Raw genomic sequence first — 14805 nt, forward strand, 5'->3', positions numbered from 1 at the left:
AGTTACCGAGCAGTTTAGTACGCGGCCGTCCCGCCCGATCTTATGGTCCGCCCCTCAGGCCAGCGACGCGACCTCGGGGGCGGTGAACCCGTGCGGCGGCAGGTCGGCGCCGTCCAGGGCGCGGGCGACCTCCCCGGGGCCGGTCCAGCCGCCGGGGGAGCGCAGCACCGGCCCCAGCTCGGGCGGCTTGAGCACCCCGATGACGCCGCCGTGCACGACGAAGACCTGGCCGGTGACGTGGGCGGCGGCGGGCGAGGCGAGGTAGGCGACGAGGGGGGAGACGCGCTCGGGCGCCAGCGGGTCGGGGCCGTCCTGCGGGGGCGGGCCGAACACGCCGGCGGTCATGGCGGTGCGGGCGCGGGGGCAGATGGCGTTGGCGGTGGCGCCGTAGCGGCGCAGGGCCTGGGCGGTGGCGGTGGTCAGGGCGGCGATGCCGCCCTTGGCGGCGGCGTAGTTGGGCTGGCCGGGGGAGCCGAGGAGGAACGCCTCGGAGGCGGTGTTGACGACGCGGCCGTGCACGGGGCCGCCCGCGCGCTTGGACCGGGCGCGCCAGTGCGCGGCGGCGGCGCGGGAGGCGAGGAAGTGGCCGCGCAGGTGGGTGCGGACGACGGCGTCCCAGTCGGCCTCGTCCATGTTGAACAGCATCCGGTCGCGGACCACCCCGGCGTTGTTGACGAGCACGTCCAGGCGCCCGTAGTGCTCCTCGGCGGCGGCCAGCAGGCGCTCCCCGGCGCCGTCGGCGGCGGCGTCGCCCCCGACGGCGCGGGCGGTGCCGCCGCGGGCGCGGATCTCGGCGGCGGTCTCCTCGGCGCCGTGCAGGTCGGCGACGACGAGGCGGGCGCCGCCCTCGGCGAGGGCCAGGGCGTGGGCCCGGCCGAGGCCGCGCCCGGCGCCGGTGACGGCTGCGGCGAGGCCGTCCAGGCGCACGTTCGGGTCATCCATGGGCTCTCCTCCAGGTCAGGACCTCGGGCGGTGGGCCGGTCCGCACGGCGAGGCCGCGGCGCTCCAGCACCCGCAGGTGCGCGGCGGTCTCGGAGGCGGCGAGGCGGCGCTGGACGACGCCCATCGCCTCCCAGCCGCGGCTCCAGGGCAGCGCGGCGCACAGCTCCCACAGGGTGGCGGGGCCGTGGTGCAGGGCGGTGGCGAGCAGGTCGAGGCGTTCGGTGTGGTGGTCGGCGATGGCGGCGGCGCGCTCGGCCAGACCGGTGAAGCGGGCCTCGTGGGCGGGCAGCGCCTCGGTGTCGGCGGGCGCGGTGTCGCCGATGTGGGCGAGGGAGTCGAGGAAGGCGCCGAGCGGGTCGCGGTCGTCGGGCCGCCCGTCGGGCAGGGTGAAGGGGTACAGGCCGATGTGGGGGGTGATGCGGGGCAGCACGTGGTCGCCGGTGAACAGGCGGTCGGCGTCCTCCAGGTGGAGGCAGATGTGGCCGGGGGAGTGGCCGGGGGTCCATACGGTGCGCAGCTTGCGGCCGGGCACGTCGACGAGTTCGCCGTGGGCCAGCTCGGTGTCGGGGGCGGCGGGCGGGTCGAGCCGCGGGTCGGTGCGGGCGTAGGCGGCGACCTCGTCCTCGGTGGCCCCGGCGGCGCGCAGCTGGGCGGTCTCCAGGCCGGTCCCGGCTCCGACGCCGGCCTCGGCGATGAACCGGAGCATCCCGGCGTCGGCGTGGTGCATGGCGATCCAGCAGCCGGAGGCGGCGCGCACCCGCCCGGCCAGCCCGGCGTGGTCGGGGTGGAAGTGGGTGACGACGACGCCGTGCACGCCGGCGGGGTCGGACCCGGCGGCGCGCAGCCCGTCGGCCAGCGCGGCCCAGGAGTCCTCGTGCTCCCATCCGGCGTCGACGAGGACGGGGCCGCGGGGGGTCTCCAGGGCGTAGACGAGGGTGTAGCCGAGCGGGTTGCCGGGGATCGGCACGGGGATGGACCAGACCCCGCCGCCGAGGTCCTCGACGGGCGGCAGCTCGCGGGGGAGGGGGCGCATGCGTCGCCTTTCGTCGAACCGAATTCGGTTCTAACTGTAGGCGCCCAGCACCAGGCCGCTGGTGGGCACCCCCGTGCCGGCGGTGACCAGGACGTGCGCGGCGCCGGGGACCTGGTTGGCGGCGGTGCCGCGGATCTGGCGGACGGCCTCGGCGATGCCGTTCATCCCGTGGATGTAGGCCTCGCCGAGCTGGCCGCCGTGCGGGTTGACCGGGAGGTCGCCGCCGGGCCCGATGCGGCCGTCGGCGACGAGGGCGGGCGCCTGCCCGCGCTTGCAGTAGCCCAGCGCCTCCAGCTGCATCAGGACGTAGGGGGTGAAGTGGTCGTAGAGGACCGCCGCGTCCATGTCCCATGGGCCCAGACCGCTGTCGGCCCACAGCCGCTCGGCGACCGCGGCCATCTCGGGCAGGGCGGCGATGTCGTCCCGGTAGAAGTCGACCATGGTGAGCTGCCCGGCGCCGGACCCCTGGGCGGCGGCCTCGATGACGGCCGGGGGCCGGGGCAGCGACCGGGCGCGCGCGGCGCCGACGACGACGAGCGCCACGCCGCCGTCGCTCTCCTGGCAGCAGTCGAGCAGCCGCAGCGGTTCGGCGACCCACCGGGAGGCCTGGTGCTCCTCCAGGGTGATGGGGCGGCCGTGGAACCAGGCGCGGGGGTTGGTGGCGGCGTTGGCGCGCATCTGGACCGCGACCCGGCCGAAGTCCTCGCCGGTGGCGCCGTGCTCGTGCATGTAGCGGCGGGCGGGCAGCGCCGCCCAGGAGGCGGGGGTGGCCAGACCGGCGGGCACGTGCCAGCCCAGCTCCAGGGCCAGGGTGGTGGGGGTACCGCCGTCCTGGGCGACGGCGCGGCCGTAGCGGCGCCCGCTGCGCTCGTTGAAGGCCCGGTAGACCAGGACGGTGTCGGCGGCCCCGGAGGAGACGGCCATGGCGGCCTGGGCCACGGCGCCGCAGGCGGCGCCCCCGCCGTAGGGGACGCGGGTGAAGAAGCGGAGCGCCCCGGCGCCGATCGCGCGGGCGAGCGCGATCTCGGAGGTGGGGTCCATGGTGAAGGTGGCCATGCCGTCCACCTCCTCCGGGGCGATCCCGGCGTCGGCGAGGGCGTCCAGGGCGGCGTCGGCGGCCAGGCGCGCCTCGCTGCGCCCGGAGTCCTTGGAGAACTCGGTGGCGCCGATCCCGGCGATCACGGCCTTCATCGGTCCTCCACATCGACCACATCGACGGTGGCGGTGACGTGCCGTCCCAGCGCGGTGGTGCCGCGCACCTCGACGCGGCCCTCGCGGGGGCGGTCGGTTCCGGTGAGCACGAGGGTGTCGCCGGCGTGGGCGGGGGCGCCCAGGCGGACGGCGATGCGGCGCACCCGGGCGCCGGGGCGGTGCGTGGTGGCGTAGCGCTGCACGAGGCCCTGTGTGGTGAGGATGTTGAGGAAGACGTCGCGCGCTCCTTGGGCGCGGGCGCGGCCGGGGTCGTGGTGCACGGGGGTGAAGTCGCGGGTGGCCAGGGCCTGCGCGGTGATGGAGGTGCGGGTCAGCTCCAGCTCCAGGGCGGGCAGCACGGCCTGGTCGGCGGGGCGCCAGCGGGGCGGTTCGGCGCCGCCCCGGGCGAAGTCGGCGCGCACGGCCATGCCCACGTGCACGTCGGCGGGGTCGGCGCCGGTGACGCCGCCGACGACGCGGACCCCTTCGGGCAGGTCGACCAGGGCGACGGCGAAGGGGGCGGTGCGCCCGGGGACCGGCGGGTGGTGGTGGACGGTGTAGCTGTGCACGGTGCCCCGGCCGGAGGCCACGACGTGGTCGGCGGCGGCCGAGCGGCACGCGGGGCACAGGGGGCCGGGCGGGTGGCGCAGGGTGCCGCAGTCGGCGCAGCGGCGGATGCGCAGCTCCCCGGCGGCGGCGCCGTCCCAGAAGAAGGCGGTGTCGCCGGTCGAGGGCGGCGGCGGGGGCGGCGGCTGCTGGGCCCCGTCCTCCGGTGGGCGGGGTTCCGGGCGTGTCGCGGGGTCGAACTTCAGGACCCGGAACGTCATGGTGCCGACGCGTTCATCGCCGCAGTACCAGGTGGTCTCCCAGGTGAGGAAGTACCCCCGGCCCATGGCGGTGGACTTGGGGCCGCGCAGGGAGGTGAAGGCGGTGGCGGCGCGCGGGGTCTCGCCGAAGCGCAGGGGGCGGTCGTAGGCCTGGGTGCAGTCGGTGGCGACCACGCCGGTGAAGCCGTGGGCGTCGAGCCCGGCGAGCACGGTGTCGACGGCCGAGGGGCGGGGGCCGCCGCCGTGGCCGGGCATGGTCCACACCTGCAGCATGGCGGGCGGGGCCAGGCCCTCGTCCAGGTAGTGGGCGGCGGGGTCGCCCATGGCCTCCAGCCAGTGCCGGACCATGGGCGCGTTGACCGGGTCGGGGGCGGTGCCGCCGTCGACCTCCCCGCGGGCGCGGGCGGCCTCGGCGAGGTCCTCGATCATGGGACTCCTCTCAGCGGGGGGCGCGCGGCAGGCCCAGCCCGAGCGTGGCGATGAGCTCGCGCTGCACCTCGTTGACGCCGCCGCCGAAGGTCATCACCAGCGACCCCTTGGCGGCGGCGTCCATGCGCTCCAGCAGGCCGGCGGTGGCGGGGTCGGCGGGGTCGCCGTAGCGGGCGGCGGTCTCGGCGACGATCCGGGGGACCTCCTGCAGCCGCTCACTGGCGTAGACCTTGTTGGCGGAGGCGTCCGGGGCGCCGATCCACCCGCTGCCGTCGCCCGCGGCGACCTGCCAGTTGAGCAGCTCGTTGACGCGCAGGTAGGCGTGGACGCGGCCGAGGGCGCGGCGCACCTGGGGGACCTCGGCCGGGGGGCGCCCTCCGGGGCCGCGGGCGGTGCGGGCCCATTGAAGGAAGCGGTCGTAGGCGCGGCCGATGGTTCCTGCGGGGCCCAGGGTGAGGCGTTCGTGGTTGAGCTGCTCGGTGATGATGCGCCAGCCCTCGCCCTCGCCGCCGACGCGGCGGCCGGGCGGCACGCGCACCCCGTCGTAGTGGGTGGCGTTGGTGTGGTGGTGGCCGTCGGCGGTGGTGATGGGGGTCCAGGAGAAGCCGGGGTCGGCGGTGTCGGCGATGAGCAGGGTGATGCCCCGGTGCCGGGAGCCGGGCGGCCCGGTGCGGGCGGCGAGCCAGATGTGGTCGGCGAAGTGCGCGCCGGAGGTGTAGAGCTTGGAGCCGTGCACGGTGTAGCCCCCGGCGCCGTCGGGCGTTGCGGTGGTGCGCAGGGCGGCCAGGTCGGTCCCGGCCTCGGGCTCGGTGTAGCCGATGGCGAAGTGCAGCTCCCCGGCGAGGATGGGGGGCAGGAATTCGGCGCGCTGCTCCTCGGTGCCGCGGCGGAGGATGACCGGGGCGACGGTCTGCAGGGTGACCAGGGGGTAGGGTACCCCGGCGCGGGAGGCCTCGTTGACGAACACCTGCTGTTCGACGGGGCCCAGACCCCGGCCGCCGTACTCCTCGGGCCAGCCGAGGGCGAGCATGCCGTCGCGGCCCAGGCGGCGCACCACCCGCTTGTAGACCCCGGGGTCGTCGGCGGCGCGGTCGCGCTCGGCGGGGGTGACGCTGCGGGCGAAGTAGGCGCGTAGTTCATCGCGGAGCCTGCGCTGGTCGTCGGTGAGGTCGATGAACACGGGCGGCTCCTGTGGTGAGGGGCTAGGCGAGGGCCAGGTCGCCGAGGGCCTCCAGGCGCGCCTCCGGGCCGCCGAGGGCGGCCGAGACCCATTTGGCGGTGGCGAAGTGCCGGTGCAGGGGGTAGGAGGTGTCGACGCCGAGGCCGCCGTGCAGGTGCTGGGCGGCGTGCAGGGCGTCCAGGGCGTCCTCGGTGGCGAGCAGGGCGGCCGACTCCAGCACGGGCGCGGCGTTGGGGTCGCCGCGGTCGAGACGCCAGGCTCCGGCGAGCAGGGCGGCGTCCAGGGAGCGGGAGGCGATGGAGACGTCGGCGACGCGCATGGTGACGGCCTGCATCTGGGCCAGGGGGCGGCCGAACTGGTGCCGGGTGCGCACGTGTTCGCATGTCAGGTCGAGGGCGGCGCGCAGGGCCCCGGCGGCGGTGGCGGTGAGCGCGGTCAGGGTGCACAGGTGCAGGGTGCGCACGGCGCCGCCGGTGAGCAGGTCCCCGGCGGCCAGGCGCACGCCGTCCAGGCCGGCCCGGAAGGCGGGGATGTGGCAGCCGGTGTGCTGGGGGGCGAGGGTGAGCCCGGCGGCGCCCGCCGGCACCCGGGCGACGGCGGGCCCGTCGGGGGTGTCCACCGGCAGGAGCAGGGTGTGGGCCTCGTCGGCGTGGGGCACCCCGGCGGCGGCGCCGTCGACGCGCAGGGCGCCGTCCCCGTCCGGGCGGGCTCGGACGCCGAGTGGGCCGGAGGCGGGGACGGGGGCGGTGGCCGGGGCGGCCGTGTCGGCGGGGTCCACCAGCGGGTCCAGGGCCAGGGCGGGGAGCAGGGGGGCGGGTGAGGCGCGGGCGGCGGCCTCGCGCAGGACGAGGGCGGCGCCGACGGCGCCCTGTTTCGCGGCGGCGATGCCGGTGTCGGCCAGGGCGCGCCGCAGGCGGGCGGGGTCGTCCTCGCGGTCGAGGACCTCGGCGGCCAGGGCGCGCAGGTCCTCCTGGGGCTCGTCGGGGGAGAAGTCCACGGGTCCTCCTCGAAAATCTAGAACGGATTCTAGATTGCCGCGCCCGGAAGGGGAAGGGTGTCCGCAATCCTCCGGTTAACACGGCCGCAACATCGCAAGATGAGGTCTTCTCCACAGTTGTGGAGAGCTGATCGGCTGGGCGATCCTTAGATAACGTGTTCTTGTGGACGGCACAGGCTCGGGGACGAAGGCGGGGAGGGGAACCGTGGCGGTTCAGGCGCCGGTAGGGATGCGGTCGCGGAGTCAGAACCAGCGCCGCAGGCGCATCGTGCAGACGGCCGCCGCGCTGGCCCTGCGGGGCGGCGTGGAGGCGATGCAGATGCGCACCGTGGCCGAGCGGGCCGGGGTGGCGCTGGGCACGCTGTACCGCTACTTCCCCTCCAAGATGGACCTGGTGGTGGCGGTGGTCACCGAGGAGCTGGACCTGCTGGAGTCCAGCATCGAGCGGCGGCCCCCGGCGGCGCCGACCGCGGCGGGGCGGGCGGTGGACGTGCTGATGCGCGCCACCCGCGGGCTCATGCGCGAGCCGGAGCTGGCCGACGCGCTGGTGCGCTCGCTGATCATGGCCGAGGTCAAGACCGAGCTGGGCCAGCGCATCACCGACCTGCTGTGGCGGGTGGCGGGGGACGGGGGCCGGGACGGGGACGCCGGCGAGCCCGACCGGGACGCCCCCGCCTACGTGCTGGCCGGGTCGCTGGCCAGCGTGTGGATCTTCGAACTGCTGGAGGTCCTCAAGGGCCACCGGGACGTGGAACAGGTCCACGAACGGCTCACCGTGACCGCCGAACGGCTGCTGCCGGGCCTTTCCGAGGAGTAGAACACGTTATAGTCTCGCGGTCATGGCCGAGCCCGTGATCGTGGAAGCCGTCCGTACTCCGATCGCCCGGCGGCGCGGCGCGCTCGCCGGGACCAAGCCGGTCGAGCTGCTCGGCCGCGTCCAGCGCGCCGTGCTGGAGCGGGCCGGGGCCGACCCCGCCGAGGTGGACCAGGTCTTCGCCGGGTGCGTCACCCAGGCCGGGGAGCAGGGCAACCACGTGGGCCGGCACGCCTGGCTGTACGCGGGGCTGCCCTGGCAGACGGGGGCGACCACGCTGGACGCCCAGTGCGCCTCCAGCCAGCAGGCGGTGCACCTGGCCGCGGCGATGATCGCCTGCGGCGCGGTGCGCACCGCCGTGGCCTGCGGCGTGGAGGTGATGAGCCGGGTCCCGCTGGGCCGGGCGGTCCACCCCGACGACCCCCGCCCCGCCGACTGGGACGTGGACCTGCCCGACCAGTTCACCGCCGCCGAGCGGATCGCCGCCCGGCGCGGCCTGAGGCGCGCGGACCTGGACGCCTGGGGCGTGCGCTCGCAGGCCCGGGCCGCCCGCGCCTGGGCCGAGGGGCGGTTCGACCGCGAGGTGGTGCCGGTGCCGGGCCTGGACACCGATGAGGGCCTGCGGGAGACGACCCCCGAGGGGCTGGCGGCGCTGCGCCCGGTGGGCGAGGGCGCCCTGCACACCGCCGGGACCAGCTCGCAGATCTCCGACGGCGCCGCCGCCGTCCTGCTGGCCTCGGCCGGCCGGGCGCGCGAGCTGGGGCTGCGCCCGCGGGCGCGGCTGCGCGCGCACGCCCTGGTGGGCGCCGAGCCGCACTTCCACCTGGACGGGCCGGTGCGGGCCACCGGGAAGGTGCTCGGCGACGCCGGGATGACCCCGGCCGACCTGGACGTGGCCGAGGTGAACGAGGCCTTCGCCGCGGTGGTGCTGTCCTGGGTGCAGGTGCACGGGGCCGACACCGGCCGGGTCAACCCCAACGGGGGCGCGATCGCGCTCGGCCACCCGGTGGGGGCGAGCGGCGCCCGGCTGGTGGCCACCGCCCTGCACGAGCTGGAGCGCCGGGACGGTGCGACGGCGCTGGTCACCATGTGCGCGGGCGGGGCGCTGGCGTCCGGGGCGGTGCTGGAGCGCGTCTAGGGGGCGGGGCTAGGGGGTGAGCAGGTCGGCCAGGTCCTCGAAGAAGTCGAGCACCGGGTCGCCCCCGCCGCCGTCGCCCCCGTCCGGCGGCGCGGTCGGTGCGCCGGGGTCGGAGGTGGGGCGCTGCGTCGGCTCCGCCGAGGGTGCCGGGGTGGCCGTGGGGCCCGGTGGCCCCGGGGACGCTCCGGGCGGCGACGGGGCCGCGGACGCCGAGGGCGCCGGGGAGGCCGAAGGCGCCGCCCCGGAGGAGGGGCTCGGGGCCTCCCCGGGGCTGACGACCGCCGTGTCGGTCGCCTCCTCCCGGCCGGTCTCGCTCCCGGCGACGGGGGAGCGGTCCCCCGCGACCGGGGGCGGTGTGCCGTCGGGCGTCAGTGTGCGGGGCCCGTTGAGCCAGAACGCCGCCGCGGACAGCAGCACCGCCACGGCCACGGTGACCAGGCCCGAGACCGCCGCTCCGGGCCAGTGGCGCCCGTCGTCCCCCGCGCCGGGGTCCCCGGGGCCGGCGGGGAGGGGCACGTCGGCGGTGGTGACGCGGTCCCCGGGCAGGGAGGTGGGGCGCGGCTCGGCACCGGCCGCCTCGGGGCGCTCGTCGGCGGCGGGCGGCGCCTGCGGGCCGCGGCGGCGGTGCAGCGGGAACCCGTCGTGGCCCAGCGGGCGCATCCGCGCGGCGGACTCCTCCCGCTCGACGGCGCCGGAGGGGGAGGTGCAGGCGCGCAGGACGCGCCCGCGCAGCCCGGCGGGCGGACCGGGGGGTTCGAGCAGCTCCAGGGCCGCGTCGGGGTCGGCGGCCCCGCCGCCGCGCCCGGCCTCCTCCAGCGCCTCGGCGAGCAGGTCGGCGGCGCGCCTCCCGGCGGCGCGGCACAGCTCGGCGCAGGTCTCGGGGTCCAGGCCGAGGATCTTGGCGATCTGCCCGGCGGCAAGGCCGTGGCGGCGGTGCAGTTCCAGCAGCTCCCGGTAGCTGGGCGGGAGGCGGCACCACATGGCGCGGGCCGGGCGCTCGTCCGGGGCGGCGGGGACCGCCTCGAAGGGCGGCCCGGGGGCGAACCCGGCGAGCCGGCAGGCGGTGCGGGCCAGGGCGAACAGCCAGGGCCGCAGGTCCTCGGCGTCCGCGCACTCCAGCACGGCGGCGGCGGTCAGCGCCTCGCGGACGGCGTCGCCGGCCGCGTCCGGTCCCACCAGGGTCCAGCAGTAGCGGTACAGCTCGGCGGCGTGCGCGTCGTAGAGCGCCGCCGGTTCGCTGCGCGGTGGCATCGCTCCTCCCCTCTGTGCCCGAGGGTCCCGCACCGGCCGGGGCCATGGGCCGGGTGCGGGGACAAGGAGAGGAATCCGTTATCTCACTCGCCCCCGCGCGAGGGGGTGCCGATGGCGATCATCCGCTCCACCGAGCGGCGCGCCCGCTCGGCGGTCCGCTCGTCGACGGTGATCTCCCCGCTGCCGGTGCGCAGCGACTCCAGCAGCTTCTCGCCGGTGATCATCTTCATGTAGTGGCACTCGGCGCGCGGGTTGACCGGCTCGAAGGAGGTGGTCGGGTTGGCGGCGCGCAGCTGGTGCAGCATCCCGGTCTCGGTGGCGATGAGCACCTTGTCGGCGGTGGTGCTCTCGGCGGCGGCGAGCATGCCGCCGGTGGACAGGACCTTGACCCGCTCCTGCGGGACGGTGCCCTCGCCGACCAGGTAGAGCGCGGAGGTGGCGCAGCCGCACTCGGGGTGCACGTACAGCTCGGCGTCGGGCTCGGCCGCGGCGCGCTCGCGCAGGGCCGCGCCGTCGATCCCGGCGTGCACGTGGCACTCGCCCATCCACACGTGGATGTTCTCCCGCCCGGTGACCCGCTTGACGTGGGCGCCCAGGAACTGGTCCGGGAGGAAGAGGATCTCGGTGTCCTCGGGGACGGACCGGATCACGTCCGCGGCGTTGGAGGAGGTGCAGCAGATGTCGGTCTCGGCCTTCACCGCGGCGGTGGTGTTGACGTAGGCGACGACCACGGCGCCCGGGTGCTCGGCCTTCCAGGCGCGCACGTCCTCGGCGGAGATGGTGTCGGCCAGCGAGCAGCCCGCCTTCGGCTCGGGCAGCAGCACGGTCTTGTCGGGGGCCAGGATCTTGGCCGTCTCGGCCATGAAGTGGACGCCGCAGAAGACGATGGTGTCGGCCTCCACGCGGGCGGCCAGGCGGGACAGGGCCAGCGAGTCGCCGGTGTGGTCGGCGACGTCCTGGATCTCGGGGCGCTGGTAGTTGTGGGCGAGGATGACCGCGCCGCGCTCGTCGGCGAGGCGGCGGACCTCGGCGGCCCAGGTCTGGCTTGCGTTGACGGTGGCCATGGCCGGTTCTTCCTTCGGAACGGGTTTTTGACTTGTAGGCAAAAACTCGAAAAAGCCTAACATGGGGGGCCATGGAGGACGCAGCGGGGACGGCGGAGAAGGCCGGGCACGAGGTCCTGGCCGCGGTGGTGCAGATCCGGTCGGGGCGGCTGAGCGTGCTGCTGTGGCGCCGCGCCCGCCCGCCGTTCGAGGGCGCCTGGGTGCTGCCGGGCGGGCGGCTGGGCGGCGACGAGGGGCTGGGCGAGTCCATCCGGCGCCAGCTCGCCCAGAAGGTGGACGTGCGCGACCTGGCCCACCTGGAGCAGCTGGAGACCCGCGGGGCGCCGGACCGGTGCCCGGGCGGGCGCACCCTGGCCACCGCCTACCTGGGGCTGGTGCCCGCGCACATCGAGCCGGTGGTGCCCGCCGACACCGCCTGGCACCCCGCCTCGGACCTGCCGCCCATGGGGTACGACCACGCGGCGATCGTGCACTCGGCGCGCCGCCGGCTGCGCGCCAAGCTCTCCTACACCAATATCGGCTTCGCGCTGGCCCCGCCCGAGTTCACCATGTCCGAGCTGTCCGGGTACTACCGGGCGGCGCTGGGGCACGACGTGGCCGCCACCAACCTGCGCCGGGTGCTGCTGCGCCGGGGCCAGATCGAGGAGACCGGCCGGTCGGTGCCCTCCGGCCGGTCCGGCGGCCGCCCGGCGGCGCTCTTCCGGTTCCGGGCCCCGCGGCTGGAGGTGACCGACGCCTTCGCCGTGCTCCGGCCGCCCGGCGCGGCCCGACCGGACCAGCGGCCTCCGTGCTAGCGTCCTGACCGTGAGATTGAGGAGTGTGGTCTTCGACGTCGGGGAGACGCTGGTCGACGAGACGCGCATCTTCGCGCGCTGGGCCGACCGCCTCGGCGTCCCGCGCCTGGCCTTCTTCGGCCTGATGGGCGGGGTGATGGCCCGCGGGCGCCCGCTGATGGACGCCTTCCGGCTGGTCAAGCCCGGCTTCCGGCTGGAGGAGGAGGTCGCGGCCTGGAGGGCCGAGGACCCGGGCACCCTCGCCGACGGGTTCGACGAGCACGACCTGTACCCGGACGTGCGCCCGGCCCTGGCCGAGCTGCGCGCGATGGGGCTGGGCGTGGTGGTGGCGGGCAACCAGCCGGCGCAGGCGCGCGCGGCGCTGGAGGCCATGGACCTGCCGGTGGACGCGGTGCACGTGTCCGAGGAGTGGGGGCTGGAGAAGCCCGACCCCGCCTTCTTCGAGCGGGTGGTGCGCGAGGTCGGCGCCGCCCCCGGGGAGATCGCCTACGTGGGCGACCGGCTCGACAACGACGTGCTCCCGGCGCGCGCCGCCGGGATGGCCACGGTGCTGCTGCGCCGCGGCATGCAGGGCTACCTGCACGCCGACGACCCCGACGCCAAGCGCGCCGACCTGGTCGCCGACTCCCTGACCGACATCCCCGCCTGGATCGCCGGGCGCCGCTGAGGACGGCATGATCACCTTCGAGGGCGTGACCAAGCGCTACCCCGACGGCACCGTCGCCCTGGACGGGCTGGACCTGCAGGCCCCCAGCGGCCGCACCACGGTGCTGGTCGGCTCCTCGGGCAGCGGCAAGACCACCGCGCTGCGGACCGTCAACCGGCTGGTGGAGCCGACCGGCGGGCGGGTGCTCATCGACGGCACCGACGTGCGCGAGCGCGACCCGGCGCTGCTGCGCCGCTCCATCGGCTACGTCATCCAGCAGGCCGGGCTGTTCCCGCACCGCACCGTGCTGGACAACATCGCCACCGTGCCGCTGCTGCTGGGCTGGGGCCGCCGCCGCGCCCGCTCCCGCGCCGCCGAGCTGCTGGAGCTGGTGGGGCTGGAGGCCGCGCAGGGGCGGCGCTACCCGCACCAGCTCTCCGGCGGCCAGCAGCAGCGGGTGGGGGTGGCCCGGGCGCTGGCGGCCGACCCGCCGGTGCTGCTGATGGACGAGCCGTTCAGCGCGGTCGACCCGGTGGTCCGGGCGGGCCTGCAGGAGGAGCTGCTGCGGCTGCAGTCCGAGCTGCACAAGACGGTGCTGTTCGTCACGCACGACATCGACGAGGCGGTCCGGCTCGGCGACGGCATCGCCGTGTTCCGCCCCGGCGGGGTGCTGGCCCAGTACGACACCCCCGAGCGGCTGCTCGCCGAACCGGTGGACGCCTTCGTGGAGGGGTTCGTCGGCTACGACCGGGGCGTGCGGCGGCTGTCCTTCTTCCCCGCCTCCCGGCTGGACCTGCACACCGACGCGGTGCTCGACGGCGGCCGGACCGCGGGCGCGGCCGCGCGCACCGCCGCCTCCACCGGGGAGCCGTGGCTGCTGGTCACCGGCGCCGACCGGGCCCCGCTGGGGTGGCTGTCGGCCGAGCGCGCGGCCGCCGCCGACCCCGACCGGCCCCTGGAGTCCCTGGAGCTGGAGGGCTACGGCCACATCTTCCACGTGGAGGCCGACTCGCTGCGGGCCGCCCTGGACGCCGCGATGCTCTCCCCGGCCGGGCGGGCCGTGGGGGTGGACCCCGGCGGCGCGGTGGTCGGCGTGGTCTCCCAGGCGGACCTGGCGGCGGCGATCTGGGGGGACCATGGGTGAGGCGATCCGCTGGGACTGGATCGCCCGCGGCCTGGAGGACCCGATCGGCACCGCCGTGCTCCAGCACCTCCAGCTCTCCCTGATCCCCATCGCGCTGGGACTGCTGGCGGCGCTGCCGCTGGGGGTGGCCGCCGCCCGGTGGCGGCGGCTGTACCCGCCGCTGCTCACCGGGGTCAACGTGCTCTACGCGCTGCCCTCGATCGCGCTGTTCTTCCTGCTGCTGCCCTACACCGGGCTGACCATCTGGACCGCGGTGCTGCCGCTGGCCCTGTACACCCTGGCGATCCTGGTGCCCAACATCGTCGACGGGCTGGACCAGGTGCCCGGACACGTGCGCCAGGCCGCCACCGCGATGGGCTTCGGCCCGCTGCGCCGCCTGGTGCTGGTGGAGCTGCCGGTGGCGGTGCCCGCGGTGATCGCCGGGCTGCGGGTGGCCTCGGTGGCCACCATCAGCATGGTCAGCGTCGCCTCCATGGTGGGGCTGGGCGGCCTGGGCGCGCTGATCCTGCGGGAGGGGTTCAACAACCGCTTCGCCACCCCCATCATCGTGGGCGTGGTGCTGACCGCGGTCCTGGCCTTCGCCGTCGACGGGCTGCTGGTGCTGGCCCAGCGGCTGCTCACCCCGTGGGCGCCGCGCCGCGGGAGCAAGGGGGTCCGGTGAGCATCTACGACCTGGTCGCCGCCTGGTTCGCCGACCCGGCCAACTGGTCCGGACCCGGCGGCATCCCCGCCCGCTTCGCCGAGCACACCGCCTACTCGGCCGCGGCCATGGCGATGGCCGCCGCGATCGCGGTGCCGCTGGGGCTGGCCACCGGGCACACCGGCCGGGGCGGGCTGCTCGCGCTGGGCCTGGCCAACGCCGCCCGCGCGCTGCCCACCATCGGCGTGATGTTCCTGGTGGTGCTGGCGATGGGGATCGGCCTGGTGCCGGTGCAGGTGGCGCTGGTGATCCTGGCGGTGCCGCCGATCCTGGTGAACACCTACGAGGGGGTGCGCGCGGTCGACCCCGGCCTGCGCGACGCCGCCGCCGGGATGGGCATGCGCGGCGCCCAGGTGCTGCTGCGCCTGGAGCTGCCGGTGGCGCTGCCGATGGTGCTGCTGGGGCTGCGCACCGCCGCGGTGCAGGTGGTCTCCACCGCCACCATCGCCGCCTACGTGGGCGTGGGCGGCCTGGGGCGGTTCATCTTCGACGGGCAGAACCGCCAGGAGTTCGGCATGGTGGCCGGGGGGTCGCTGCTGGTGGCGCTGATGGCGGTGCTCGTGCTGGTGTTCTTCTGGCTGCTGCGCCGCCTGGCGGTGGCCCCCGGGCTGCGCGCCCGGGAGGCCGCGGCCCGGGAGTAGTCGAGGTTCGAGGG

General features: G+C 76.5%; 15 protein-coding genes. 7 read left to right on the top strand and 8 right to left on the bottom strand.

The annotated features are described in order from the left end of the window. Positions 1–54: 54 nt before the first annotated feature. Genes O4J56_RS12540 through O4J56_RS12565 form a run of 6 tightly spaced genes read right to left on the bottom strand, consistent with a single transcriptional unit; the run spans position 55 to position 6599 of the window. Positions 55–942, bottom strand: a complete 888-nt coding sequence (locus tag O4J56_RS12540; RefSeq protein WP_270685915.1) for an SDR family NAD(P)-dependent oxidoreductase — start codon at positions 940–942, stop codon at positions 55–57. Beyond that, positions 935–1975, bottom strand: a complete 1041-nt coding sequence (locus O4J56_RS12545; protein ID WP_270685916.1) for an MBL fold metallo-hydrolase — start codon at positions 1973–1975, stop codon at positions 935–937. Before O4J56_RS12545 ends, O4J56_RS12540 begins: the two co-directional genes overlap by 8 nt. 30 nt (positions 1976–2005) lie before the next feature. Then, positions 2006–3166 (bottom strand): lipid-transfer protein, encoded by a 1161-nt coding sequence (locus O4J56_RS12550; RefSeq protein WP_270685917.1) that lies wholly within the window; start codon positions 3164–3166, stop codon positions 2006–2008. Continuing rightward, entirely contained in the window at positions 3163–4422 is a 1260-nt protein-coding gene (locus O4J56_RS12555) for an OB-fold domain-containing protein (RefSeq protein WP_270685918.1), read from the bottom strand. The genes O4J56_RS12550 and O4J56_RS12555 overlap by 4 nt, the downstream gene beginning before the upstream one ends. Positions 4423–4432: 10 nt before the next feature. Next, complete coding sequence (locus O4J56_RS12560) at positions 4433–5602, bottom strand: acyl-CoA dehydrogenase family protein (RefSeq protein ID WP_270685919.1); 1170 nt, start codon at positions 5600–5602, stop codon at positions 4433–4435. Positions 5603–5624: 22 nt separating this feature from the next. Next, positions 5625–6599 (bottom strand): acyl-CoA dehydrogenase family protein, encoded by a 975-nt coding sequence (locus O4J56_RS12565; RefSeq protein WP_270685920.1) that lies wholly within the window; start codon positions 6597–6599, stop codon positions 5625–5627. A gap of 229 nt (positions 6600–6828) precedes the next feature. Here O4J56_RS12565 and O4J56_RS12570 point away from each other — a divergent pair, with 229 nt between their 5' ends. Together O4J56_RS12570 and O4J56_RS12575 are read left to right on the top strand one after the other, a co-directional pair. Continuing rightward, positions 6829–7416: a TetR family transcriptional regulator gene (locus O4J56_RS12570; protein WP_270685921.1), complete on the top strand. Its 588-nt coding sequence runs from the start codon at positions 6829–6831 to the stop codon at positions 7414–7416. 22 nt (positions 7417–7438) lie between these two features. After that, entirely contained in the window at positions 7439–8551 is a 1113-nt protein-coding gene (locus O4J56_RS12575; RefSeq protein ID WP_270685922.1) for a steroid 3-ketoacyl-CoA thiolase, read from the top strand. A gap of 9 nt (positions 8552–8560) precedes the next feature. On the opposite strand, the gene O4J56_RS12580 is transcribed toward O4J56_RS12575, so the two are convergent. Both O4J56_RS12580 and nadA read right to left on the bottom strand, forming a co-directional pair. Beyond that, positions 8561–9802, bottom strand: a complete 1242-nt coding sequence (locus tag O4J56_RS12580; RefSeq protein ID WP_270685923.1) for an RNA polymerase sigma factor — start codon at positions 9800–9802, stop codon at positions 8561–8563. An 83-nt stretch (positions 9803–9885) separates the two neighbouring features. Further along, complete coding sequence (nadA, locus tag O4J56_RS12585; protein WP_270685924.1) at positions 9886–10866, bottom strand: quinolinate synthase NadA; 981 nt, start codon at positions 10864–10866, stop codon at positions 9886–9888. 71 nt (positions 10867–10937) lie between these two features. On the opposite strand from nadA, the gene O4J56_RS12590 reads away from it, so the two are divergent. From O4J56_RS12590 to O4J56_RS12610, 5 genes are read left to right on the top strand one after another with little or no spacing between them, the layout of a single operon-like run. Beyond that, positions 10938–11660, top strand: a complete 723-nt coding sequence (locus O4J56_RS12590; RefSeq protein ID WP_270685925.1) for an NUDIX hydrolase — start codon at positions 10938–10940, stop codon at positions 11658–11660. A gap of 16 nt (positions 11661–11676) precedes the next feature. Further along, positions 11677–12327 carry an HAD family hydrolase gene (locus tag O4J56_RS12595; protein ID WP_270685958.1) on the top strand — a complete coding sequence of 217 codons (651 nt, stop codon included), beginning with the start codon at positions 11677–11679 and terminating at the stop codon, positions 12325–12327. Between the two features lie 7 nt (positions 12328–12334). Further along, complete coding sequence (locus tag O4J56_RS12600; protein WP_270685926.1) at positions 12335–13450, top strand: ABC transporter ATP-binding protein; 1116 nt, start codon at positions 12335–12337, stop codon at positions 13448–13450. Further along, positions 13443–14111, top strand: a complete 669-nt coding sequence (locus O4J56_RS12605) for an ABC transporter permease (RefSeq protein ID WP_270685927.1) — start codon at positions 13443–13445, stop codon at positions 14109–14111. The genes O4J56_RS12600 and O4J56_RS12605 overlap by 8 nt, the downstream gene beginning before the upstream one ends. Continuing rightward, on the top strand, positions 14108–14791 hold the full coding sequence (locus tag O4J56_RS12610) for an ABC transporter permease (protein ID WP_270685928.1): 684 nt from the start codon (positions 14108–14110) through the stop codon (positions 14789–14791). The genes O4J56_RS12605 and O4J56_RS12610 overlap by 4 nt, the downstream gene beginning before the upstream one ends. The last annotated feature ends 14 nt before the right edge of the window (positions 14792–14805 follow it).

The sequence above is a fragment of the Nocardiopsis endophytica genome (assembly GCF_027706725.1).
GTDB lineage: Bacteria > Actinomycetota > Actinomycetes > Streptosporangiales > Streptosporangiaceae > Nocardiopsis_A > Nocardiopsis_A endophytica.

Excerpts from the sequence above, each read along its gene's own strand:
- O4J56_RS12570 (WP_270685921.1), top strand. The coding sequence starts at position 6,829 with ATGCGGTCGCGGAGTCAGAACCAGCGCCGCAGGCGCATCGTGCAGACG.
- O4J56_RS12575 (WP_270685922.1), top strand. The coding sequence starts at position 7,439 with ATGGCCGAGCCCGTGATCGTGGAAGCCGTCCGTACTCCGATCGCCCGG.
- O4J56_RS12540 (WP_270685915.1), bottom strand. The coding sequence starts at position 942 with ATGGATGACCCGAACGTGCGCCTGGACGGCCTCGCCGCAGCCGTCACC.
- O4J56_RS12555 (WP_270685918.1), bottom strand. The coding sequence starts at position 4,422 with ATGATCGAGGACCTCGCCGAGGCCGCCCGCGCCCGCGGGGAGGTCGAC.
- O4J56_RS12545 (WP_270685916.1), bottom strand. The coding sequence starts at position 1,975 with ATGCGCCCCCTCCCCCGCGAGCTGCCGCCCGTCGAGGACCTCGGCGGC.
- O4J56_RS12600 (WP_270685926.1), top strand. The coding sequence starts at position 12,335 with ATGATCACCTTCGAGGGCGTGACCAAGCGCTACCCCGACGGCACCGTC.
- O4J56_RS12605 (WP_270685927.1), top strand. The coding sequence starts at position 13,443 with ATGGGTGAGGCGATCCGCTGGGACTGGATCGCCCGCGGCCTGGAGGAC.
- nadA (WP_270685924.1), bottom strand. The coding sequence starts at position 10,866 with ATGGCCACCGTCAACGCAAGCCAGACCTGGGCCGCCGAGGTCCGCCGC.
- O4J56_RS12590 (WP_270685925.1), top strand. The coding sequence starts at position 10,938 with ATGGAGGACGCAGCGGGGACGGCGGAGAAGGCCGGGCACGAGGTCCTG.
- O4J56_RS12550 (WP_270685917.1), bottom strand. The coding sequence starts at position 3,166 with ATGAAGGCCGTGATCGCCGGGATCGGCGCCACCGAGTTCTCCAAGGAC.
- O4J56_RS12580 (WP_270685923.1), bottom strand. The coding sequence starts at position 9,802 with ATGCCACCGCGCAGCGAACCGGCGGCGCTCTACGACGCGCACGCCGCC.